The following is a 21,563-nucleotide window of genomic DNA, read 5'->3' on the forward strand; positions in this document are numbered from 1 at the left end:
ATACCGCCCGATGAAATTCGCCCCCCTCATGCGCGCCGCCTTGCTGGTATCCGCCGTGGCCGCGATTCCCGCCGCAACGTCCGGCCTCGCGGCGGTCGACGGCCGCGTCAATCACGAGTTCGACAAGCTCTTCACCATCTACGAGCTGGTGAAGCAGAACTATGTCGACCCCGTCGACGACGACAAGCTGGTCAAGGGCGCCATCGACGGCATGCTCGCCAGCCTCGATCCGCATTCCAACTATCTCGACGGGCCCTCGCTGCAGCGGCTCGAGACGATGATCGACGGCAAGTACACCGGCCTCGGCCTCTCCGTCGTGCAAGAGGACGGGGCGGTCAAGATCGTCTCGCCGTTCAAGGGCAGCCCGGCGGAAAAGGCCGGGCTCAAGGCGGGCGACTACATCACCCACATCAACGGCGTGCTCTACTACGACCGCGATCTCGACGAGGCGGTCGAGAAGATGCGCGGCCCCGCCGGCACAACGATCAAGCTGACCGTGTATCGCCCCGGACGCGACGAACCCTTCGACGTCACCGTCACGCGCGGCGTCATCGAACTGCAGCCGGTGACCTGGGAGCTCAAGGACAACGTCGGCGTCATCAGCGTGAACGAGTTCTCGCGCAATGTCGGCATCGATGTGAACAAGGCGATCGGCGACCTCAAGAAGCAGGCCGCGGTCAAGGGGGGCGGCCACCTCGTCGGCCTCGTGCTCGACCTGCGTTCGAACCCCGGCGGCTCGCTGGACGAAGCCGTGGCGCTCTCGGACCTGTTCCTCGATCACGGCGACATCGTTTCGCAGCGTGGACGCCTTGCCAGCGAGAACCAGTTCTACCGTGCCGAGACGGTGTTCAAGGGCGATGCCGCCAAGGGTCTGCCGGTGATCGTGCTGGTCGATGCCGGCTCGGCCTCGGCGTCCGAGATCGTCGCCGGCGCGCTGCAGGACCAGCACCGCGCGGTGGTGATGGGCGAGCGGACCTTCGGCAAGGGCTCGGTACAGTCCTTCATCCAGCTCGATCCCACCAGTGCAGTGAAGCTGACGACGGCGCGCTACTTCACGCCGTCCGGCCACTCGGTGCAGGAAGGCGGGATCATCCCCGACATCAAGGTGCCGCAGCTTTCCGACCCCGATGCCCGCGCCCGCGCCGAACGTGCGGTGCGCGAATCAGACCTGCGCGGCCACCTGATCAACGAGGCCGCGCTCGACGACAAGGATCTGGAAACCGACGATACGCAGGATCCGCGCTTCAAGATCTCCGCCGAGGAACTCAAGCAGAAGGGGATCGAGGACTTCCAGCTCCACTACGCGATCTCGACGCTCGAGCGTACCGGCGGCAAACCGGCTCTGGCTGCGGCCGCGAAGCCGAAGGACTGATCGGGCAGGAGACAATGGCCGTACCCGTTGCCGTTCCCATTCGGGCAGCCCGCTGGCTGGCTCTGGGCATCCCCGCAGCCTTGCTGGGAGGGGCCTATGTCAGCCAGTACGTCTTCGGGCTCTACCCTTGCGAGATGTGCTGGTGGCAGCGCTATCCGCATATGTTCGCGCTGGTCTTCGCCGCGCTGGCGTTCTTCTGGCGGCCGGTGCGGCCGCTGGTCGCGGTCGCGGGCCTTGCCATCCTGCTTTCGGGCCTGATCGGCGCGTTTCACGCCGGCGTCGAATATGGCTGGTGGCAGGGGCTGACGGCCTGCACCGCCAGTCCTTTCGCGGCCGGCAGCGATCCGCTCGACGCGATCATGAACGCGCCGGTGGTGCGCTGTGACGAGGTGCAATGGAGCCTGTTCGGGATATCGCTGGCGGGATGGAACTTCCTGTTCTCGACCGCCGGAGCGCTGGCCATCTTCACGTTGCTCGCGGCGGGCGGAAACGCAAGACGAGGAGTGCGGGCATGACGGAAACGCGAAGCGAGCGCATGCTGCGCGTCGACCAGGCCGGGGAATATGGCGCGACGCGGATCTATGCCGGGCAGATCGCGGTGATGGGGTCGCGCGCCCCGCATGCGACCGAAGTGGCTGGCATGGCGCGGCAGGAAGAGGATCACCGTGCCCGCTTCGACGCAATGATCGCCGAGCGCGGCGTGCGTCCCACTCTGCTGCAGCCGGTCTGGTCCGTGGCGGGCTATGCCCTCGGCGCGGCGACCGCGCTGATCGGTCCCGAAGCGGCCATGGCCTGCACGGCGGCGATCGAGACCGAGATCGATCGCCACTATAGCCAGCAGCTCGAGGAACTGGGCGAGGACGATCCCGAACTGGGCGAGACCATCCGCGAATTCCGCGACGACGAGCGCGAGCATCGCGACGCGGCGCTGGCGGCCGGCGCGGAAAAGGCGCCCGCCTATCCGCTGCTCTTCAACGCGATTCGTCTCGGCTGCCGCGCGGCGATCAAGCTGTCGGAACGCCTCTGAATTTCGCCAGCGAGTTGTTTTCGCGCAAGGTTTGTCCCGGCGCTTAAGCTATCGTTCAAGGCCGGACGCCCCTATAGGGAGTCCGCAAGCGTTACATTCGAACGATTGGAGCCCCCGATGCCCCGCTTTCTGACTGCCATTGCCGCCACCACCCTGGGACTGACCCTGGCGGCCGTGCCTGCCCTGGCGCAGGACGAGGAAGAGGTGACGAGCCCGGGGGGAGAGCGGGTCAACCAGCTCATCGTCTACGGCGACGATCCCTGTCCGGCATCGACCGACAACGAGATCACGGTCTGCGCGCGCAAGCCGGAAGCGGAGCGCTACCGCATTCCCAAGCCGCTGCGCGGGATCGATTCGCCCAAGTCCAAGGCCTGGACGGAAAAGGTGCAGTCCTATGAAACGGTGGGGTCGTTCGGTACGCTGAGCTGCTCACCGGTGGGTGCCGGCGGCTCGCTGGGATGCACCCAGCAGCTGATCGACAAGGCCTATGCCGAGAAGGAGAACGGCACCGACGTCAAGTTCAGCGAACTGATTGCGGAAGAACGCCAGAAGCGCCTCTCGACCATCGACGCCGAGGCGGCCGCCCAGCAGAAGCGGGTGGAAGAGGCGGAAAAGGCCTATTTCGCGCAGGACAAGAAGCAGCAGGCCGAAGATGCCGCTGCCGACGATGAAAGCGGCGCGGCAACGGTGGAAACGCCGGTAAAGGAGCCGGAAACCGAGCCCAAGTAGGCCGGACGGGTTCCAGCCACAGTCAAACGAGAGGCCGGGAGGGTTCCTCCCGGCCTTTTTCGTATCTTCCTCCCTCGCAGGTTATCCCAGCGCGATGTCGGGGGCGTCTTCCTGCTTCATGCCGACGGTGTGATAGCCGGCATCGACATGATGCGTTTCGCCGGTCACGCCCGAGGCGAGATCGGACAGGAGGTAGAGCCCGGCACCGCCGACATCGTCGATGGTGACGTTGCGGCGCAGCGGCGAGTTGAGCTCGTTCCACTTGAGGATATAGCGGAAATCCCCGATGCCGCTGGCGGCCAGCGTCTTGATCGGGCCAGCGGAAATCGCGTTGACGCGCACGCCTTCGGGGCCGCAGTCATTGGCGAGGTACTTCACCGAGCTTTCCAGCGCCGCCTTGGCCACGCCCATCACGTTGTAGTGCGGCACGACCTTTTCGGCGCCGTAGTACGTGAGCGTGAGGATCGAGCCGCCGCCTTTTCCATCAACCAGTGGCGGCATCATCGCCATTGCCCGTTTGGTGACGGCGACGAGGCTGTAGGCCGAGATGTTCATCGTCATCAGGAAGTTGTCGAGCGTGGTGTCGTAGAACTTCCCGCGCAGCTGGCTCTTGTCCGAATAGCCGATGGCGTGGACGACGAAGTCGATGGTCGGCCAGCGCTCGGCCAGCGTCGCGAAAGCCGCATCGAGCGCTTCCATCGACGAGACGTCGCAATCGATCAGGAAATCGCTGCCCAGGCTTTCGGCGAGCGGCCGCACGCGCTTTGCCAGCGCTTCGCCCTGGTATGAGAAGGCCATCTCGGCCCCCTGTTCGTGCAGCTTCTTGGCGATACCCCAGGCCAGGGACTTGTCATTGGCAAGGCCCATGATCAGGCCGCGTTTACCCTGCATCAAACCTGTCATTCGTGTTCTTCCCGTGCTTTGTTTTCGTGCGGCGCGCTGGCCGTGGAGGATCGTCCGAGCATGTCCCTCTCTTCGGGCGATTCCGCGAGTGCCGCATTCAGTTCGGCGCCCACCACCATCCCTAAGCCGACAAGCCAGAAAAAGAAAAGTGCGATCATCACCCCGGCGAGGCTTCCATAGGTCAGATCGTACACGAAAAAGTTGCGCAGGACCTTGGGTAGCATGAAGGCCACCAGCAACCACCACGCCGCTACCAGCGTCGCGCCCGGCCATTTCGGATAGAGGCGGCCTTGGTAATCGGCCGGGGTAAGCAGGTAGAACAGCATATAGATCGACCCGAACAGGGCCCCGGCGGTGATGACACTGGAAATCGCGATCTGGTCCGACAGGGTGTCGAGCTGGGGAAACAGTGCGAAGACCACTGTCTGCGTCGCGGAGATCAGCACCTGAGAGGACAGGGAAATCAGCAGCAGCAGCACCGCGCCGAAGATGAGCAGCGTCGAAAGCAGCCGGTAGCGCCAGTAGCGCTTGCGCTTGGTGGTGCCATAGGCACGGTGCAGGATGTCGCGGACGGTCTCTATCAGGCTGGTCGCCGTCCACAGGCCGAACAGGCCGCCCACCCACAGCAACCAGCCATGCCGGGCCTCCACGACGTCATGGGCAACGGGGCCGAGGACTTCCGCTACACGCGGCGGCATCGCGCGCAACACGGTATCGATCGACGCGCCGAGGCGACCCTCTTCGCCGATGGCCGAAAAGATCGCTGCGACCGCAATGAAAAAAGGAAACAGCGCCAGCAACGTCATGTAGGCGAGGTTGCCGGCATGGATGAACCCGTCGTTCCAGGCCCCGTTTGCGACACGGGTGATGATGGCGAATACCCGAGACCCCGGCCCTGCGCGCCGCTTGATCCTCACGCCCAGCCCCTCGCTTTCGAGAAGAGCCTCGCGCCGGCGTCCCTCGGGCGTGAGGTCTGGCGGGCCGGCGGGTTCTATCGGCGGATCGACGTGCACGTCCCGGTCATAGGCTCTGGTGGTCGCCGGCGCAATTTGGCCGGCGGTTTGGGCGAGTTCGCAGTGGAAATCCCGTCAAACGCCCAGCTTGCTGCGGACGTCGCGGTCGTCTTTCCAGCCTTCGAGGCGCTTGGCGAGATCCTTGTCGTCTTCGGGCAAGACGATCTCGAGCGTGATCAGCTGATCGCCGCGGGTCCCGTTCTTGCGGGTCATGCCCTTGCCCTTGAGCCGCAGGACCTTGCCCGAACTGGAGCCCGGCGGGACCGTGAGCATGACGGCGCCCGAGGCGGTCGGCGCCTTGACCTTGGCGCCGTTGACAGCCTCGTCGAGCGTGATCGGCAGGTCGAGACGCAAGTCGTCGCCTTCCTGCGTGAAGAAGGGATGCGGCTGGATCTGGATGGTGATCAGCGCGTCTCCGGGGCCGCCCGGTCCGGGGTCGCCCTTGCCGGCGAGGCGCATCTGGGTGCCGTCCTCGACGCCGGCCGGCAGCTTGAGGTCTATGGTCGAACCGTTCGAAAGGGTGATGCGCTGGTCCTTGCGCTCGGCCGCGTCGATGAGCGGAACGGAGAGGCGATAGGCCACGTTGGAACCGCGCGGCGCGGCACGGCTGCGGCCGCCCATGCCACCGAAGCCTCCGCCGCCGCCCATACCGCCGGCACCGCGCCCGCCAGCACCGCCGAAGATGCCGCCGAACAGGTCCTCGAGGTCGATACCCTCGTTGCCGCCGAAACCCCCGGAAAATCCGCGCTGGCCGCCGCCTCCGCCAAAACCGCCGCTGCCTCCGGCGCCGAAGGGCATCGTCGGATTGCCGTCGGCATCGATTTCGCCGCGGTCGAACTGGGCCCGCTTGGTCTTGTCGGACAGGAGGTCGTAGGCGCGGGTAACGTCGGAGAAACGCTCCGCCGCATTGGGATTGTCCTTGTTGGCGTCGGGGTGGAGCTCCTTCGCAAGCTTGCGATAGGCGGACTTGATGTCCTTTTCGCTCGCGCCCCGCGATACGCCGAGAGTGGTATAAGGATCTGCTGCCATAGTGACGCTTAGCTAGGTGTCCTCGGGGCTTACGGCAAGTTATGTATGCCTGTGCGCTTTCCTACTGCGTGCGCGGCGGCTATCGCTTGGGTTATGCCGCTTCGTGCCCAAGTGAATTGTTCCGGATCAAGGCGGACCGCCGCGACACGGGCGAGAAGCGATACCTTCTCCCATTCTTCCCGCAGGACAGTGTAAACCGTGTCAATCGCATCAGGAAATCGCCATGGAAAATGACCTGGCACGCGAAGTCGTTCCGCACGGCGATCCCATCGACCTGTTCAGGGCCTGGTACGACGAGGCCCGGACCACCGAACCAAACGATTCGAATGCCATGGCTCTCGCTACGGCAACTCCGGATGGGCATCCTTCGGTGCGCATGGTGCTGCTCAAGGGGTATGGTCCAGACGGTTTCGTGTTCTACACCAACGGGCATTCGCGCAAGGGCCGTGAAATTGCCGCGAATCCCAACGTCGCGCTGCTGTTCCACTGGAAGAGCCTGCGCCGGCAGATTCGCATCGAGGGCCATCTGCAGCCTGTGACGGCGCACGAGGCCGATGCCTACTTCCATTCGCGCGCGCGCGATTCGCAGCTGGGAGCCGTGGCCTCCGACCAGTCGGCACCGCTCGACAGCCGCGAGACGTTCCTGGCCCGCTACGAAGCGGCGCGCGAACGCTTCGAGGGCAAGGAGGTTGACCGTCCGGCACACTGGGGCGGCTATCGCGTGGTGCCTTCGGCCCTGGAGTTCTGGCACGATCGGGAGCACCGGCTGCATGAACGCCGCCGTTTCGTGCGCGGCGAGGATGGCGGCTGGTCCAGCACGCTGCTCTATCCATGAGCGCGGAGCACGGCCATCTCAACCGCAGCGCGGCGATCGCCAGCATCACTGCGGCCTCGCTGCTGCTGGCGATCAAGGGCTGGGCGGCCTGGTCGACGGGGTCGACGGCGATGCTGGGCAGCCTCGCCGACACCGTGCTCGATCTCGTTGCCAGCCTCGCGACGCTGCTGGGGGTGTGGATCGCCGCGCAGCCGGCGGACGACAAGCACCGCTTCGGGCACGGCAAGGCAGAGGCGATCGCGGCCCTGTTCCAGATCGTCCTGATCTCGATCTCGGCGCTGGGCATTGCCAGCCGCGCTATCGAGCAGTTCCTTGCCGGCGGGCGCGTTCAGGCCGCTGGCGAGGGTATCGCCGTTTCTGTGGCCGCGATTGTGGTGACGTTCGCCCTGCTCGCCTGGCAGCGCCACGTGATTCGCAAGACGGGCAGCCTCGCGATCACCACAGACAACGTCCATTACCAGTCCGACCTGCTGCTCAACCTCGCCGTCATCGCGGCGCTGGCGCTTGACCAGTACGCGGGCATTCGCGGCGCCGACCCGGTGTTCGGCTTCGGCATCGCTCTGTGGCTGGGTTGGGGTGCGTGGAAAGCGTCGAAGCACGTCCTCGACCAGCTCATGGACCACGAGTGGCCGGTAGCGAAGAAACAGCGGTTCCTGGACGTGCTGGCACGCTATCCCGACATCACCGGTGTGCACGACCTGCGCACCCGGACCTCGGGCAACAAGGACTTCGTGCAGTTCCATATCTGGGTGGACCCCAAGCTGACCGTTCGGGCGGCCCACAAGGTCATGGACGAGATCGAGGCACGCCTGCACGCCGAGTTCCCCGACGTCGAGATCCTGATCCATCCCGATCCGGAAGGACTGGTCGACGAAGTGGGCGATGCCGGCAAGGACGTGCTGCCGCCGATCCGGGTGGAGGCCAAATAGGTTCGCCGCGCCTGCTCGCGGGGGGGCCTAGTCCTTCCAGCCGGGAAACAGCGCGATCAGCGCGCCCATGCGATCGTGCAAGGCGCGTTCCTGCACCGCGTCGCTTTCTCCCAGGCGCACTACCGTCAGCAGCTGGCTGGGCGAACCGATGACGTACTGGCCGTGTTCGCCCAGGCAGGCGAACAGGTTGCTCGGGGCGGTGCCGGGATAGAGCCGTGCCTGGTCGCCCGCCGGCGCATGGTTGAGCCAGACTCCGGCGCCATAGGCATCGTTGCGCGGGGACGGGCTGAGCATGAACTGGATCCACCGGCGCGGCAGGATCTGGGCGCCCTTGACCGAGCCCTTGTGGCGCAGGAACTCGCCCAGCTTGGCCCAGTCGCGGGCATCGGCGTGGATCATGGCCGCACCGATCATCGTGCCTGCGCGGTCGTATCCCACCAGCGTGGAATCCATGCCGATCGGCAGGAGCACCCGGTTCCTGAGAAACTCGCCCACGGCGCGACGGCGGCGCGCCGGGTCGTGGCCGGGTTCGAGCACGCGCGCGGCGAGATCGGACAGAATGACGGGCGTTGCCGAGGAATTTTCGAAAACCCGGCCGGCCGGCGCTTCGAGCGGCTGGGCCTCGGCATAGGCCGCCATATCGTCGCGGCCGTCGAGGAACAGCATGCGCAGGCGGTCTGACTCGCGGTTTTCGTCGTCCTCGCTGTCCGTCGTCTCGACATGCCGCAGGCCCGAGCGCATCTGCAGCAACTGCTTGAGCGTGATGACACCGCGCGGGTCTCCGGGTCGCTGCCAGGCCGGTACCGGCGCGGATTCGTTGAGGCGCAAGCGTCCGTCGCTGACAAGCTGGCCGATCATCAGCGATGTCACGCACTGGCCCATGCTCCATCCCGGCAGGCGTGTGTCTTTGTCGATACCCTCGCCATAGCGCTCGACGATCACCGAGCCGCGCTTCATCACCACCAGCGCCGCGGTGCTGCCTACGGCTTCGCTGTCGAACAGGGCGTCGATGGCGCGGCCGAGCGGTTCGCGGGGCGCGCCGCCATCATCGGTAATCGCGGCCAGCGAAGCGGCACTGGGCGGCGCCGGTCCTTGTGGCGCGGACTGTCCACAGCCCCACAGGGTTGGCAGGGCGAGCAGGGCGAGGATATGGGGAAGTCGGCGAACCGGCATGACGCCCGGTGTGATGTGCGAGGCGCAGGCGAATGGCAACACCCGGAAAACGGCGGACGGGGGACAAACACGCTTCTGCCCATCCCACCCGCCAGCCTTCGCGCTGGCTGCGCAATCTGGTCATCGTGGTCCTGCTCGGGGCGGCACTGGCGCTCGCGTGGTCGTGGAACGACATGCGCGAACGGGTTCTGGTCGGCTCGGCGTACGGCGCGCGTGTCGGATGCGTATGCCGGTATGTGTCGCATCGCTCGCTGGACAGCTGCGAAGGCGATCTCGCGGTCGCGGGCCTGGGACCGGTCGCGTCTGCGGTTTCGCTTTCGGATGACGACGAGACCAGGACGGTGACCGCCGGCCTGCCGCTGCTGGGACATCAGAGCGCCACGTTCGACGAAAAGGCTGGTTGCCAGCTCGAACCGTGGCAGGATTGAACGTCGCGCTAAGTCAGTCGCGCGCCGCTTCGCCTGCAACCGCCAGCACGGCTTGCCAGTGGCTGGCGACCGGATCGGCCGGATCGTAGATTTCCAGCCGCTCCTGCGGGGCGATGCCGGTTTCCTCGAACATGGTGCCGTCGGGCGCGGCGAAAACCTCGTTCGAAAGTTCGAGCAGCCAGCCGTTGGGCAGGGGCTTGGCCAGCGGCGTCGAGAATGAACCGCGCGTGGTGGTGCCGACCTGACGGACCTGCGGAAGCTGCCGGAATGCGAGCGTCGCCAGTTCGCCGCCGCTCACGGTCACGTCGCTGGTCATCAGGTAGACCGGGCCGTCGAAGCGTGGACCGTCGGCCGGCTTTATCCAGTGCGGAAACGGCGCGAGGCCCGCGCGGGGCGCGCGGGTGGTGAAGCCGACATAGGGTTTTTCGGTGAAGCGGCCGGGCAGCGCCTTGGCCACCGCGTCCCAGCCGCCGCGGTTGTTGGACAGGTCGACGATGACGGCATCGAGCCCGCCGAATGCGGTGAAGGCCTCGTCCAGAGCGCTGTCGAGCGCGCCCAGTTCGGCCGCGGCCCATTCCGGAGAGGCGAAGTCCTCGCGGTCGGTGAAGCCGCCCATGACGAAGACCTGCAGATAGCCGACGCGCCCGTCGATCACGCCCCAGATGATGCGGTCCTGCGCGACCTGATGGGCCGTATCGCCGAGGCCTGCCCGGGCCTGTGCCATGAGCTGGGTGAGCCACGCGCCTTCGCCCATGCCGCCGCGGATGCGCGGGAGCGTCTCGCCCTGACCGTCCTGGATGCGCCGCTTCTTGCCGTCGACCATGCCGATCAGCTTGGTGTGGCTGTCGGAAAGGCCGTCCATGAACGCCCCCAGCGCTGCCCAAAGCGCGGCGTCGTCCATGTCGGGGTGCATCCTGGCGCGCAGCTTTGCGGCGCGGGCGGCGAAGTCGGGCGGGCGGCGGTCGAAGAAGGCATAGTGCCGTTCGAAATGATCGAGGAAGGCATCGGCGACCACTTGCGGCTTGGCGTCCACGGGCGAGAGGCAGGCCGCGGGCAGGGAGTCGAGGCGATCGAAGACGACATTGGTATCGCCCGCGAGAAGCTGGAAGATGGCCGACTTCCCGCCGGGAAGCGTGCGGAAGTAGCGATAGTGGACCGAAGACATGTCGGTGAGCGGCCCATCTTCCTGCGGCGGGCGGTAGCAGGTGTCGCCGCTCTGGAAGCGGGTGACGCCGTCTTCATCGATATCGACGATCCAGCCGTAGCCGCGCGAGCGCCAGGTGCCGCGAACGGCGGGGTCGGTATGGCCGTCCCCGGTCACGATCGGCTGGAGCGGGCCGGCCTGTTCCCACGGCGTGGCAGCGGATGGCGTTTGCGCCGCAAGCGCGGCACCGGCAAGAAGACCAAGCAGCATCGAAACTTCCCCCTGTAGCCCCGATCGGGCACGAAGTGCTTTGCGGTCAGGCGGTTATGGCGGGTTCGGTGGCTTCGATCCAGCCCCCGCCGATCACCCGCTCGCCGGCATAGATCACCGCCGCCTGTCCCGGCGCCACGCCGTATTCGGGATTGGCGAAGCGGATGGTCGCTTCGGCATTGTCGCCGAAGGGGCCGTCGAGCGTGATCGGCACCGGCTTGGCGAGCGAGCGGACCTTGGCGGTGAGCGGGGTGCCCTCGGGCAGCGGGCCGATGCGGTTGGTCTCGGTGATCCGGGCGGACGCGGTGGCGAGCAGACGGCGCGGACCGACCACGACATGGCGGGCATCGGCATCGATGCGCACGACATAGAGCGGTTCGGGCTGGCCGCCGATCTCGAGGCCGCGGCGCTGGCCGACCGTGTAGTGGATCACGCCGCGATGGCTGCCGAGCACGTCGCCGGTCTCGGCATGGACGATCTCGCCGGGCGCTTCGCCCTCGGGGCGCACCGAGCGGACCACCTTGGCATAGTCGCCATCGGGCACGAAGCAGATGTCCTGGCTGTCGGGCTTGGCGGCCACGCGCAGGCCCGCCGCTTCGGCGAGGCGCCGGGTCTCGGTCTTGGGCAGACCGCCGAGCGGGAAGCGCAGGAAGTCGAGCTGTTCCTCGGTCGTGCCGTAGAGGAAGTAGCTCTGGTCGCGCGCCGGATCGGCGGCGCGGTGCAGTTCGGGTCCGGCCGGACCGATCACGCGCTGTACGTAGTGCCCGGTGGCGAGGCAGTCGGCGCCGAGTTCGCGGGCCATGGCCAGCAGGTCGGTGAACTTGGGTCCCATGTTGCAGCGGATGCAGGGGATCGGCGTGCGACCTGAAAGGTAGTCGTCGGCGAAACGCTCGACGACCTCTTCGCGAAAGCTGCTCTCGTGGTCGAAGACGTAGTGCGCGATGCCCAGACGGTCGGCGACGGCGCGCGCGTCGCGAATGTCGTCGCCGGCGCAGCAGGCGCCCTTGCGGCCGGTGGCGGCGCCATAGTCGTAGAGCTGCAGGGTCACGCCGATCACCTCGGCGCCACTCGCGGCCGCCAGCGCGGCAACGACGGAGCTGTCGACCCCGCCGGACATGGCAACGACGATGCGCCGCTCGTGTAGCGGCTCGGGCAGCTGCCAGACCTCGGCCGGAGCGAGGTCTGCAAGAAGGTCGGAGAGGGGGCTCATGTGCCGCCCCATACAGCGCCTCGGGCGATTTTCCTACCTTCGAAGCCTGCGCAGGGCGGCTGCGCGAACACCGAATTTCGTTAACGATGTTCAACGAAACGTAAGGCCGATCTTTACCGTCCTTTGACAATGCGCGGGTATATGGCAGGGATGAACATCGCTCACGACCATAAAACCTGCGCATCGGGTCAGCCGCAGGGTCGCGCGGATGACGCGTTCGGGGGCTTTCAGTCCCCGCTCGACTGGCAGGACCTGCGTACACGGCTGTTTGCCGCCCATGAAGTGCGGACCCTCCTTGCACCGGAAACAAAGCCCGTGAGGCTTCGGATTCGCGGGAGTTTCGACGACTGCGCGGCCTCCACGCTAACTACTTATGAAGGTTTATCAAAACCCGTTAACCCAACTGCTTCAGCCTATTGCAAGCCTGGTGAGGGCAATACTCCCCCTGTCGCCGGCAAAAGCAGCACCGGCGGACGAGGGTAAAGATGATCGAGAACCAGAAAATCCGTCCCGCCCAGGTTATCGGGCCTCTCGGTGAACCGCTGACTCTGGAGTCATTGCCGCCGCCGAACACGACGCGTTGGGTCGTGCGCCGCAAGGCGGAAGTCGTTGCCGCGGTCAATGGCGGGCTGCTGACAATCGACGAAGTTTGTGAACGGTATTCGCTCACACTAGAGGAATTTGCGTCGTGGCAGCGTGCAGTCGACCGCTCGGGTATGCAGGGTCTGCGTGTGACCAGAATTCAACACTACCGCGATCTTTACGAGCGCCAGCAGAAATACTGAGTGCCATCTTCCTAGCGGAAACGACATGAAAAGCGGCGGTGAATATAGTTTCACCGCCGCTTTTTGCATATTTTGTGAAATAAACAGCGCATGCGAAGCCTGTTTTGGGCAATCAAGTCGTTCGTCGATGCCCGTCCACTCCAAGGCGAGCCTCCGTTGCCACTTACGGTATGCAGGTATATGGCGGCATCAACGATTTTCTGCCGCACGTGCAGACCGTCTCGCCTGCGAACGGTCGGCCTTGCAGCAAGGGAAAGGTCGAGAGGGCCTTGTGGGGAGGCTTCGGCCGCTGCGGTGACTGGATGAACTACGAACCCAAGATTGAAGCCGAAGAGAGCGACATGGTCTCGGCCAACCAGAATCCGCTGGACGCGGATCTCGATCAGGAGCGCGCCTCCAAGCGCCGGATCTGGATCGTCGTCGGCCTTGCCGTGGCGGCGATGATCGGCATCTGGTTCCTCCTGCACCGGGGGGGAGACGAGGAAGTGACTGCCGATGCGGCAGGCCAGATACCCGTCGTTACCGCCATCGTCCCGGGCACCAAGACCATTGCCGGAGAGATCAACGCCACCGGCACGCTGGCGGCACGCCGGGCGATGCCGGTCGGTTCGGTCGGCGAGGGCGGCGAAGTGCGGTCGGTGCTCGTCGAGCCGGGGGACTGGGTGAAGGAGGGACAGGTCCTTGCCGTGGTCGACCGCTCGGTGCAGTCGCAGCAGGTCCAAAGCCAGGCCGCGCAGGTCAAGGTCGCCGAGGCGGATGCCCGTCTGGCGCAGTCCAATCTCGACCGCGCCCTGCAGCTCGTGGATCGCGGTTTCATATCGAAAGCCGATGTCGACAGGCTGACCGCGACGCGTGATGCCGCGGTGGCGCGCGTGCAGGTGGCCAGGGCCACGCTGCGTCAGTTGCAGGCCCAGACCGCGCGTCTCAACATCGTCGCGCCCGAAGCCGGCCTCGTGCTTACCCGCAATGTCGAGCCGGGGCAGGTCGTCGGCGGCGGCAGCGGGGTGCTGTTCCGCATCGCCAAGGGCGGCGAGATGGAGCTGCTCGCCGAACTGAGCGAAGACGATCTCGCCGCCATCTCGGTCGGCGTGACCGCCGAAGTGACCCCGGTAGGTACCGACAAGACCTTCACCGGGCAGGTCTGGCAGATCTCGCCCGTGATCGACCCCGATACCCGGCAGGGCACTGCCCGCATTGCGCTTGGATACGATCCGGCGCTGCGCCCGGGCGGTTTTGCCAGCGTGAAGATCAGCAGCGGCACGGTCGTGGCGCCGATGCTCCCCGAATCCGCGATCCAGAACGATACCAAGGGATCGTTCGTCTACACCGTCGACGACAAGGGCACGGTGCATCGCCAGCCGGTGGAGACCGGACTGGTCACGGCGAATGGCATTGCAGTGACATCGGGCCTGAGCGGGTCGGAGAAGATCGTGTTGCGCGCCGGCGGCTTCCTCAACGACGGCGACAAGGTCAAGACCAAGCTCGTCTCCGGCGACAAGTGAGGCGCGCATGAGCCTGCGCAATATCTCCGCATGGTCGATCCGCAACCCGATCATCCCGATCGTGTTCTTCATCGGCGTGGTGATCGCCGGCCTCGTCTCGTTCGGCCGGATGGACGTCAACAACATGCCGGATATCGAATTTCCCGGCGTGATCGTGCGCGTATCGCAGCCCGGTGCGGCGCCGACCGAGATCGAGACGCAGGTCACCCAGAAGATCGAGAGCGCGGCCCGGTCGGTCCCCGGGGTCGAGGAAATCCAGTCGACCGCGTCCGAAGGCAGTTCCACCACACTGGTGTTCTTCTCGGTCGGCACCAATCCAGATGTCGCGACCAACCAGGTCAAGAACGCGGTCGACCAGATCCGCAGCGACCTGCCCGACGGCATTCTCGAGCCGCAGGTGACGAAGATCGAAGGCGGCGGTGATGCGCTGGCCTACTTCGCAGTCAGCGCGGACGACATGACGATGGAGCAGCTCAGCTGGTTCATCGACGACACCATCGCCAAGTCCCTGCTCTCGGTCGAAGGCCTTGCCGAGGTTAACCGAAACGGCGGCGTCGACCGCGAGATCCGCGTCGTCGTCGATCCCGATCGCATGCAGGCGCTCGGCGTCACGGCCCGCGACGTCAACGTTGCGCTGCGCCAGATCAACACCGATGCCGCCGGCGGCCAGGCGGAAATCGCCGGGTCGCGCCAGTCCGTACGCGTCCTGGGCAATGCCGAGAACGCCTACGACCTCTCGCAGACGCGCATCAACCTGGGCGGTGGCCGGCAGATCAAGCTGTCCGACATTGCCCGGGTCTACGACGGCTATTCCGAGCAGACCCGGATCGCCAAGCTGAACGGGCGCGAGGTCGTCACCTTCAGCTTCCGCCGTGCACTCGGGGCCTCCGACGTCACCGTCTACGATGCGGCGATGGATAAGCTGAACCGGATCGAGAAGGACAATCCGAACATCCACATCACGCGGCTGTTCGCTCCGGTCGATTACACCAAGGAACAGTACAGCACCTCGATGGAAGCGCTGGTGGAAGGCGCGGTGCTGGCGATCGTGATCGTCTACCTGTTCCTGCGCGACTGGCGGGCCACGTTCATTTCGGCCATCGCGATCCCGCTGTCGGCCATCCCGACCTTCTGGTTCATGGACCTGCTCGGCTTCACGCTGAACTTCCTGTCGCTGCTTGCGCTCAGCCTCGTGGCGGGTGTGCTCGTCGACGATGCCATCGTCGAGATCGAGAACATCGTCAGACACATGCGCATGGGCAAGAGCGCCTACCAGGCCTCGATCGACGCTGCCGACGAGATCGGCCTGGCAGTCGTCGCGACGACCTTCTCGATCGTCGCGGTGTTCCTGCCGGTCGGCCTGATGCCCGGCATTCCCGGCCAGTTCTTCAAGGCATTCGGCCTCACCGTCGTCGCGGCGGTCCTGATGAGCCTTGCCGTCGCGCGTCTCATCACCCCGATGGTGGCCGCATACTTCCTCAAGGCCCACGGCCACGCCGAACATGGCGGCGGCAAGGCCATGGACATCTACATGAAGGTCCTGGCCTGGACGCTCGACAGCAGCGAGGCGCACCGGCGCAAGGCCGCTCTGGAAAAGGCCCCGGCGCGCTGGTGGTACTACTTCGCGGCGACCTTGCTGATCGTGGCTATCCTTGCGGTCGGCATGGCCATCGCCAGCGGCATATTCATGGTCATTCAGAAGGGTCTCGAGGCTCTCGGCCTGGAAAGCGCCGCCTTTGTCCTTGCGGCGGCGATTGCTCCGGTGGGCATCCCGCTCGCCATATACCTGCTGGGCAGGGCCTTGCGGGCCATTGCCGGCGCGTTCGGGATGTTCGGCACCTGGTATCGCTACTTTTCCGACCGCATCGCCGCGCGGATGCACGACCACCGCTTCTATGCCTTCTGTGCCGGCATCTATGCCCTGGTGCTGACGTTCGCCTTGCTGGCCGGCCTGCCACAGCAGTTCCAGCCCAACGCCAACGACGATTTCAGCCAGGTCAACATCGAGATGGTCCCCGGCACGACGCTCGAGCAGACCGTGGCGGTATCCGACAAGGCCACGCATCTGCTCGAGTCACAGCCCGAGGTGCGCCAGGTGCTCGAGGCCAGCCGCGAAGGCAAGGCCACCCTGTACGTCTCCCTCAAGCCGGCCGACGAGCGCGGGATCACCAGCGTCGAGTTCGAGCGGCGGCTTGCCCCGCAACTCCAGAAGATCGCCGATGCCCGTGTCAGCTTCGCATCGCAATCGGGCGGTTTCGGAAGCGGTCGCGACATTTCGGTCATGCTTTCCGGCAGCGACAGCGAACTGCTCAACAGCACCGCGCAGACGCTGGTCGAGCAGATGCGCACGATCCCGGGCATCGTCGCGCCGCGCATTGCCGCCGACCTGCAGCAGCCCGAGCTCGTCATCGTGCCGCGCCTCGATCTCGCCGCGCAACTCGGCGTGACCACCGCCGCGCTCAGCCAGACGATCCGTATCGCGACGCTGGGCGAAATCGACCAGAACGCGGCCAAGTTCTCGCTCAGCGATCGCCAGGTGCCGATCCGGGTCATGCTCGGCCGGTCCTCGCGCCGTGATTTCTCGACCATCGAGAACCTTGCCGTGCCCACCGCCAACGGCGGCTCGGTGCCGCTCAAGCGCGTGGCCGAGATCCGTTTCGGCGCCGGCCCGACGCAGATCCAGCGCTACAATCAGGCACGCCGCATCTTCGTGGGCGCCGACCTGGGCGAAGGGCAGGTCAAGGGCCCGATCATGGAGCAGATCCAGAACCTGCCGATCATGCAGAACCTGCCGACGGGCGTCTCCAACGCTCCGGTCGGCGAGGACAAGTGGCAGGGCGAGATGATTGCCAGCTTCGCCGTCGCGGTGGTCAGCGGCATCTTCCTGGTCTTCGCCGTGCTGGTGCTACTCTACAAGCGCTTCGTTTCGCCGCTCGTGAACATGGCTTCCCTGCTATTGGCGCCGCTGGGGGGGCTGCTGGCCCTGACCATCGTCGGTCAGCCGGTGTCGATGCCGGTCTATATCGGCATTCTCATGCTGCTCGGCATCGTCGCCAAGAACTCGATCCTGCTGATCGACTTCGCCATCGAGGAGATGGGCAAGGGCGTGGACAAGACGCATGCCATCATCGACGCGGGACACAAGCGTGCCCAGCCGATCGTGATGACCACCGTGGCGATGACCGCAGGCATGGTGCCTACCGCGATCTCGATTTCGGGCGACGCCGCCTGGCGCGCACCGATGGGCATCACGGTGATCGGCGGGCTGCTGCTTTCCACGCTGTTGACGCTGGTCATCGTTCCTGCAGCCTTTAGCCTTGCCGATGGTTTCGAAAAGCGGATCGGTCCGCGCCTGCGCAAGGCGCTGCTGACCTTCGAACCTCACCACGCTGAGGAAGCGCATCGCGGCGAACACGGCGACGGCGCGCTTCCGGCGGAATAGACGGAAGGAAGTCATTGCAGCCAGGCCGGCGCAACAGGGTCGCGTTATCGCAATTGCCTTCACCGGACCGGGCCAGGCGGATGCGGCTGTTTGCCACTGCGCTTTTGCTCGTCATGGCAGCCGCGTTCATCGCGTTTCGCCAGCTGGCCACATCGTATCCGGCCTGGAGCGGCCCCCTGGGCTACGCGATCGCCTTTACCGAGGCGGCGATGGTTGGCGGTCTGGCCGACTGGTTTGCCGTGACCGCGCTGTTCCGGCGCCCCCTCGGCCTGCCGATACCGCACACCGCGATCATCCCGGTCAACAAGGACCGGATCGCCGATTCGATGGCGAATTTCCTGCGCGACAATTTCCTGACGCCCCAGGTCGTCGCCCGGCGCCTGCAGGGTTTCAACCTCGCGGCGAGTGCCGGCGCCTTGCTTGCCGAGCCTCGGCAAGGCGACCAGTCGCGGCTGCGCGAGGGCGCTGCGGGGCTGTTGGCCGACGTCCTGGAATCGCTCGACCCCGACCAGATGGGCGGCATGGTCAAGGCCGGTCTGCGCCGTCAGGTCGAGAAGGTAGACGTCGCATCCCTGCTGGGGCAGATGCTGGACAACGCCATAGCCGACAAGCGCCATCTGCCCGTGCTGGAAAGCCTCCTGCGCAAGATCGGGGAAACGGTCGAGGCAAACGAGCCGATGATCCGCGAGATGATTCACCAGCGGGCCAACACCATCATGCGCTGGACCGGTCTCGACGAACGGCTGGCCAACGGCGTGCTCGACGGGACCTACCGCCTGCTCGCCGAAGTCATCGTCCAGCCCGACCATCCGCTGCGCGCCAAGATCGACGAGGCGCTCACCAGGCTGGCGGATGACCTGCGCAACGATCCCGCGACGCGCCGGAAGGCGGAGCGGATCAAGCTCGAGCTGCTGGAAAACCCGGCGATTGCCGCTTGGATGGATGCCATGTGGGAACGGGGACGCGAAGCATTGCTGCGCGCCGTGCGCAACCCGGACAGGGCGCTGGCCGGCAGCCTCGGCGAATCCATCGGCCAGCTGGGCAGGGCGCTCGGGGAGGACCCGCGCCTTCAGACTCTCGTCAATCGCTTCGCCCGCCGTACCCTGGTGGGCGTCGCCTCCCGCTATGGCTCCGAGATCGTTCGGCTGGTCTCGGAGACGGTGAAGCGCTGGGACGCCAAGACTGTCTCGGACCGTATCGAGGGTGCCGTCGGCCGCGACCTCCAGTTCATCCGCATCAACGGCACCGTCGTCGGCGGCCTTGTCGGTGTCGCCATCCACACGGTAGATCGCCTGCTATGACCGACGGCCCCTTTCTGAAAACCGAACGCTTCGAACTGTGGAAGCCCGTTTCGGGCGACCTCCAGGACCTTGTCCGGCTGCTGGAAGGCGAGGACATGACGCGCTTTCTGGGACCCGCGCGGCCCGATCCAATGTCGCAGTTCGAACGCCTGCTGCGCAATGCCGGAAGCTGGATGCTCTATGGCTACGGCGTCTTCTATGTCCGCTGCCCCGGCGAGCCGCAGATCGTCGCCAGTTGCGGCGTGTTCCGTTCTTGGCGCGGCTTCGGCAAGGGGATGGATGACGTAGCCGAAGCCGGCTGGATCGTGCGGCAGGACTGGTGGGGCCGGGGCGTTGCGGGCGAGATCATGCGCACGGTGCTGCCCTGGTTCGACGAGACGTGGGGCAAGCAGCGCGTCGCTTGCATGATCGAGGACGGCAATACCGCATCGGAACGCCTGGCCGACGCGCTGGGCTTCGTGCGCTACGACAGCCATCGCGAAGAGACCGGCGAACGCACGGTCCTCAATCTCTATGAGCGTCTGCCCGGCGAGACCTGATCCCGAGCCTCGGCGTTCAGCGCGTCTCGCTCACGTGCAGGCCGAGTTTACGCCATGATACGTCGCCGACGCCACGCGCGCCCTCAATGAAGCCTGCGCCGGCCAGGTATCCCGGATCGATCGGGCCGGTGCTCGACCAGTCGCGGACGCAGAGGCGTTCCTTGATGCGCCAGGCGCCGCTTTCCCGATTCAGGCTGTCCACATAGCGGCCGCCAAGTTGGGTCATGCGTTCGCCGTCTGCGGTCTCGGCAATCAACGTGGCGACGAAATAGGTCTCGGCAGCGGCGGTATCACCGGTGATCCGCACCAGGGACTGCCCCAGCAGATGACTGACCACCTTGGTGGTGCGGCGGGCCTTTTCCAGGATGAGATTCGCGAACCGCTTGCCATCGCACTTGTCCGGCCCGTGATCGTCCCAGCTCTCCTCGCAGTAGACCGAGGCCATCTCGGCTTCGTCCGCCCGGTCGCAGCCGTGGCAATAGGTCGCCAGCAGCTGCCGAATCTCGTGGTGGTCCCAGAGTTCCTGCAGGCGCTGGGCATCAGGCGCGTCCATCGCGTCCTCCCGTTCGTTTTCGGGAAAGCTATGCCGCCCCCATCCGCAGGCCAAGCAAAAACCCCGGAAGGATGCCTTCCGGGGTTCTCGTTTTTCTCGTCTGTCGCTACGCCTCAGAGCTTGCTGGTAAGCTCCGGCACGGCGTTGAAGAGGTCGGCGACGAGGCCGATGTCGGCGACCTGGAAGATCGGGGCGTCCTCGTCCTTGTTGATGGCGATGATGGTCTTGGAGTCCTTCATGCCGGCAAGGTGCTGGATCGCGCCCGAGATGCCGATGGCGATGTAGACTTCCGGGGCGACGATCTTGCCGGTCTGGCCGACCTGGTAGTCGTTGGGCACGTAGCCTGCGTCCACTGCGGCGCGACTGGCGCCGACGCCCGCGCCGAGCTTGTCGGCGAGCGGCATGATGTACTCTTCGAAGGTCGGGCCGTCCTTGAGGGCGCGCCCCCCCGACACGATGATCTTCGCGCTGGTCAGTTCCGGACGCTCGCTCTCGGCGATTTCGGCGCCGACGAAGCTGGACAGACCCGCGTCACCCGCACCGGCGACATCCTCGACCGTGGCTGAACCGCCGCTGGCGGCTGCCTTTTCGAACGCGGTACCGCGCACTGTGATCACCAGCTTGGCATCGCTCGATTCGACGGTGGCGATCGCGTTGCCGGCATAGATCGGACGGGTGAAGGTCTTTTCGCCCTCGACCGAGATGATGTCCGAGATCTGCATGACGTCGAGCAATGCGGCGACGCGCGGCGCGATGTTCTTGCCGGTGGTCGTTGCCGGCGCGAGGAACGCGTCGTGATGGCCCATGAGATCGGCGATCAGCGGCGCGACGTTTTCGGCCAGACCGTGTTCGTAGGCGGCATCGTCGGCGAGGTGAACCTTGCCCACGCCGGCGATCTGCGCGGCGGCGTCCGCCACGGCGCGGCAGCCCGAACCGGCGACCAGCAGGTGTACCTCACCGAGCTTCGAAGCGGCGGTGACGGTGGCGAGAGTGGCGTCCTTGAGGGACGCGTTGTCGTGTTCGACCCAAACGAGCGTCTTCATCAGGCGACTCCCATTTCCTTGAGCTTGGCGACGAGGGCGTCAACGTCCTCGACCTTGATGCCGGCCTGGCGCACCGGCGGCTCGGAGACCTTGAGGGTCTTGAGGCGCGGCGCGGTTTCGACGCCGTAATCGGCGGGGGCCTTGGTATCGAGCGGCTTCTTCTTCGCCTTCATGATGTTGGGCAGCGAAGCGTAGCGCGGCTCGTTGAGGCGCAGGTCGGTGGTGACGATCGCCGGCATGGCGAGCTTCACGGTCTCGAGACCGCCGTCGACCTCGCGGGTGACCGAAACGCTGTCACCGTCGATCTCGACCTTGCTGGCGAAAGTGCCCTGCGGG

Annotated in this window: 21 protein-coding genes; 12 read left to right on the forward strand and 9 right to left on the reverse strand. The window is 65.9% G+C overall.

Features of this window, described 5'->3' with window-relative positions; all coding sequences use genetic code 11:
• Positions 1–10: 10 nt before the first annotated feature.
• The 4 genes from LK12_RS21570 (at position 11) to LK12_RS21585 (ending at position 3,128) form a co-directional block, all read left to right on the forward strand.
• A complete protein-coding gene (locus tag LK12_RS21570) occupies positions 11–1,372 on the forward strand; it encodes a S41 family peptidase (protein WP_039288832.1) in 1,362 nt (453 codons plus the stop codon).
• A gap of 14 nt (positions 1,373–1,386) precedes the next feature.
• Positions 1,387–1,887 carry a disulfide bond formation protein B gene (locus tag LK12_RS21575; RefSeq protein WP_039288835.1) on the forward strand — a complete coding sequence of 167 codons (501 nt, stop codon included), beginning with the start codon at positions 1,387–1,389 and terminating at the stop codon, positions 1,885–1,887.
• Entirely contained in the window at positions 1,884–2,399 is a 516-nt protein-coding gene (locus LK12_RS21580; RefSeq protein ID WP_039288838.1) for a demethoxyubiquinone hydroxylase family protein, read from the forward strand. Before LK12_RS21575 ends, LK12_RS21580 begins: the two co-directional genes overlap by 4 nt.
• A 117-nt stretch (positions 2,400–2,516) precedes the next feature.
• Positions 2,517–3,128, forward strand: a complete 612-nt coding sequence (locus tag LK12_RS21585; RefSeq protein ID WP_039288840.1) for a hypothetical protein — start codon at positions 2,517–2,519, stop codon at positions 3,126–3,128.
• A gap of 81 nt (positions 3,129–3,209) precedes the next feature.
• Here LK12_RS21585 and fabI read toward each other — a convergent pair whose 3' ends face one another.
• The 3 genes from fabI to LK12_RS21600 form a co-directional block, all read right to left on the reverse strand.
• Positions 3,210–4,031 carry an enoyl-ACP reductase FabI gene (fabI, locus tag LK12_RS21590; protein ID WP_039288851.1) on the reverse strand — a complete coding sequence of 274 codons (822 nt, stop codon included), beginning with the start codon at positions 4,029–4,031 and terminating at the stop codon, positions 3,210–3,212.
• Positions 4,028–5,044: a YihY/virulence factor BrkB family protein gene (locus tag LK12_RS21595; RefSeq protein WP_052223666.1), complete on the reverse strand. Its 1,017-nt coding sequence runs from the start codon at positions 5,042–5,044 to the stop codon at positions 4,028–4,030. Before LK12_RS21595 ends, fabI begins: the two co-directional genes overlap by 4 nt.
• 75 nt (positions 5,045–5,119) lie before the next feature.
• Complete coding sequence (locus LK12_RS21600) at positions 5,120–6,073, reverse strand: DnaJ C-terminal domain-containing protein (RefSeq protein ID WP_039288854.1); 954 nt, start codon at positions 6,071–6,073, stop codon at positions 5,120–5,122.
• A 223-nt stretch (positions 6,074–6,296) separates the two neighbouring features.
• Here LK12_RS21600 and pdxH point away from each other — a divergent pair, with 223 nt between their 5' ends.
• Positions 6,297–6,908: a pyridoxamine 5'-phosphate oxidase gene (pdxH, locus tag LK12_RS21605; protein ID WP_039289477.1), complete on the forward strand. Its 612-nt coding sequence runs from the start codon at positions 6,297–6,299 to the stop codon at positions 6,906–6,908.
• On the forward strand, positions 6,905–7,837 hold the full coding sequence (locus LK12_RS21610) for a cation diffusion facilitator family transporter (RefSeq protein WP_039289479.1): 933 nt from the start codon (positions 6,905–6,907) through the stop codon (positions 7,835–7,837). The genes pdxH and LK12_RS21610 overlap by 4 nt, the downstream gene beginning before the upstream one ends.
• Positions 7,838–7,864: 27 nt before the next feature.
• On the opposite strand, the gene LK12_RS21615 is transcribed toward LK12_RS21610, so the two are convergent.
• The gene (locus LK12_RS21615; protein WP_039289726.1) at positions 7,865–9,010 is read right to left on the reverse strand and encodes a serine hydrolase domain-containing protein; all 1,146 of its coding nucleotides are present in this window, start codon (positions 9,008–9,010) and stop codon (positions 7,865–7,867) included.
• Positions 9,011–9,042: 32 nt separating this feature from the next.
• On the opposite strand from LK12_RS21615, the gene LK12_RS21620 reads away from it, so the two are divergent.
• Entirely contained in the window at positions 9,043–9,438 is a 396-nt protein-coding gene (locus tag LK12_RS21620) for a hypothetical protein (protein ID WP_039289482.1), read from the forward strand.
• A gap of 13 nt (positions 9,439–9,451) precedes the next feature.
• Here the strand turns inward: LK12_RS21620 and LK12_RS21625 are convergent, their stop codons facing one another.
• On the reverse strand, positions 9,452–10,852 hold the full coding sequence (locus LK12_RS21625) for a S41 family peptidase (RefSeq protein ID WP_052223667.1): 1,401 nt from the start codon (positions 10,850–10,852) through the stop codon (positions 9,452–9,454).
• Positions 10,853–10,898: 46 nt separating this feature from the next.
• The gene (gene mnmA / locus LK12_RS21630) at positions 10,899–12,062 is read right to left on the reverse strand and encodes a tRNA 2-thiouridine(34) synthase MnmA (RefSeq protein ID WP_052223668.1); all 1,164 of its coding nucleotides are present in this window, start codon (positions 12,060–12,062) and stop codon (positions 10,899–10,901) included.
• A 485-nt stretch (positions 12,063–12,547) separates the two neighbouring features.
• On the opposite strand from mnmA, the gene sciP reads away from it, so the two are divergent.
• From sciP to LK12_RS21655, 5 genes are all read left to right on the forward strand, one after another.
• Positions 12,548–12,847: a CtrA inhibitor SciP gene (sciP, locus tag LK12_RS21635; RefSeq protein WP_039289487.1), complete on the forward strand. Its 300-nt coding sequence runs from the start codon at positions 12,548–12,550 to the stop codon at positions 12,845–12,847.
• Positions 12,848–13,149: 302 nt separating this feature from the next.
• Positions 13,150–14,349, forward strand: coding sequence for an efflux RND transporter periplasmic adaptor subunit (locus tag LK12_RS21640; protein ID WP_039289731.1), 1,200 nt, complete (start codon positions 13,150–13,152; stop codon positions 14,347–14,349).
• 7 nt (positions 14,350–14,356) lie between these two features.
• Positions 14,357–17,791 (forward strand): efflux RND transporter permease subunit, encoded by a 3,435-nt coding sequence (locus tag LK12_RS21645; RefSeq protein ID WP_039289489.1) that lies wholly within the window; start codon positions 14,357–14,359, stop codon positions 17,789–17,791.
• An 80-nt stretch (positions 17,792–17,871) separates the two neighbouring features.
• Positions 17,872–19,092 carry a DUF445 domain-containing protein gene (locus LK12_RS21650; RefSeq protein WP_039289492.1) on the forward strand — a complete coding sequence of 407 codons (1,221 nt, stop codon included), beginning with the start codon at positions 17,872–17,874 and terminating at the stop codon, positions 19,090–19,092.
• A complete protein-coding gene (locus LK12_RS21655) occupies positions 19,089–19,631 on the forward strand; it encodes a GNAT family N-acetyltransferase (protein ID WP_039289494.1) in 543 nt (180 codons plus the stop codon). Before LK12_RS21650 ends, LK12_RS21655 begins: the two co-directional genes overlap by 4 nt.
• Positions 19,632–19,647: 16 nt before the next feature.
• On the opposite strand, the gene LK12_RS21660 is transcribed toward LK12_RS21655, so the two are convergent.
• The 3 genes from LK12_RS21660 to LK12_RS21670 all read right to left on the reverse strand — a co-directional run.
• Entirely contained in the window at positions 19,648–20,184 is a 537-nt protein-coding gene (locus LK12_RS21660; RefSeq protein WP_052223669.1) for a nuclear transport factor 2 family protein, read from the reverse strand.
• 113 nt (positions 20,185–20,297) lie between these two features.
• On the reverse strand, positions 20,298–21,227 hold the full coding sequence (locus LK12_RS21665) for an electron transfer flavoprotein subunit alpha/FixB family protein (protein WP_039289499.1): 930 nt from the start codon (positions 21,225–21,227) through the stop codon (positions 20,298–20,300).
• On the reverse strand, positions 21,227–21,563 hold a 337-nt coding region (locus LK12_RS21670), incomplete at its 5' end, for an electron transfer flavoprotein subunit beta/FixA family protein (RefSeq protein WP_039289502.1). The genes LK12_RS21670 and LK12_RS21665, both read right to left, overlap by 1 nt.

Source organism: Novosphingobium malaysiense, assembly GCF_000802225.1.
Taxonomy (GTDB): domain Bacteria; phylum Pseudomonadota; class Alphaproteobacteria; order Sphingomonadales; family Sphingomonadaceae; genus Novosphingobium; species Novosphingobium malaysiense.

What these genes read in the sequence shown, in the direction of transcription:
- LK12_RS21570 (WP_039288832.1), top strand. Translation starts at nt 11, where the DNA reads ATGAAATTCGCCCCCCTCATGCGCGCCGCCTTGCTGGTATCCGCCGTG.
- LK12_RS21575 (WP_039288835.1), top strand. Translation starts at nt 1,387, where the DNA reads ATGGCCGTACCCGTTGCCGTTCCCATTCGGGCAGCCCGCTGGCTGGCT.
- LK12_RS21580 (WP_039288838.1), top strand. Translation starts at nt 1,884, where the DNA reads ATGACGGAAACGCGAAGCGAGCGCATGCTGCGCGTCGACCAGGCCGGG.
- LK12_RS21585 (WP_039288840.1), top strand. Translation starts at nt 2,517, where the DNA reads ATGCCCCGCTTTCTGACTGCCATTGCCGCCACCACCCTGGGACTGACC.
- fabI (WP_039288851.1), bottom strand. Translation starts at nt 4,031, where the DNA reads ATGACAGGTTTGATGCAGGGTAAACGCGGCCTGATCATGGGCCTTGCC.
- LK12_RS21600 (WP_039288854.1), bottom strand. Translation starts at nt 6,073, where the DNA reads ATGGCAGCAGATCCTTATACCACTCTCGGCGTATCGCGGGGCGCGAGC.
- pdxH (WP_039289477.1), top strand. Translation starts at nt 6,297, where the DNA reads ATGGAAAATGACCTGGCACGCGAAGTCGTTCCGCACGGCGATCCCATC.
- LK12_RS21610 (WP_039289479.1), top strand. Translation starts at nt 6,905, where the DNA reads ATGAGCGCGGAGCACGGCCATCTCAACCGCAGCGCGGCGATCGCCAGC.
- LK12_RS21615 (WP_039289726.1), bottom strand. Translation starts at nt 9,010, where the DNA reads ATGCCGGTTCGCCGACTTCCCCATATCCTCGCCCTGCTCGCCCTGCCA.
- LK12_RS21620 (WP_039289482.1), top strand. Translation starts at nt 9,043, where the DNA reads ATGGCAACACCCGGAAAACGGCGGACGGGGGACAAACACGCTTCTGCC.
- LK12_RS21625 (WP_052223667.1), bottom strand. Translation starts at nt 10,852, where the DNA reads ATGCTGCTTGGTCTTCTTGCCGGTGCCGCGCTTGCGGCGCAAACGCCA.
- mnmA (WP_052223668.1), bottom strand. Translation starts at nt 12,062, where the DNA reads ATGAGCCCCCTCTCCGACCTTCTTGCAGACCTCGCTCCGGCCGAGGTC.
- sciP (WP_039289487.1), top strand. Translation starts at nt 12,548, where the DNA reads ATGATCGAGAACCAGAAAATCCGTCCCGCCCAGGTTATCGGGCCTCTC.
- LK12_RS21640 (WP_039289731.1), top strand. Translation starts at nt 13,150, where the DNA reads ATGAACTACGAACCCAAGATTGAAGCCGAAGAGAGCGACATGGTCTCG.
- LK12_RS21645 (WP_039289489.1), top strand. Translation starts at nt 14,357, where the DNA reads ATGAGCCTGCGCAATATCTCCGCATGGTCGATCCGCAACCCGATCATC.
- LK12_RS21650 (WP_039289492.1), top strand. Translation starts at nt 17,872, where the DNA reads ATGCGGCTGTTTGCCACTGCGCTTTTGCTCGTCATGGCAGCCGCGTTC.
- LK12_RS21655 (WP_039289494.1), top strand. Translation starts at nt 19,089, where the DNA reads ATGACCGACGGCCCCTTTCTGAAAACCGAACGCTTCGAACTGTGGAAG.
- LK12_RS21660 (WP_052223669.1), bottom strand. Translation starts at nt 20,184, where the DNA reads ATGGACGCGCCTGATGCCCAGCGCCTGCAGGAACTCTGGGACCACCAC.
- LK12_RS21665 (WP_039289499.1), bottom strand. Translation starts at nt 21,227, where the DNA reads ATGAAGACGCTCGTTTGGGTCGAACACGACAACGCGTCCCTCAAGGAC.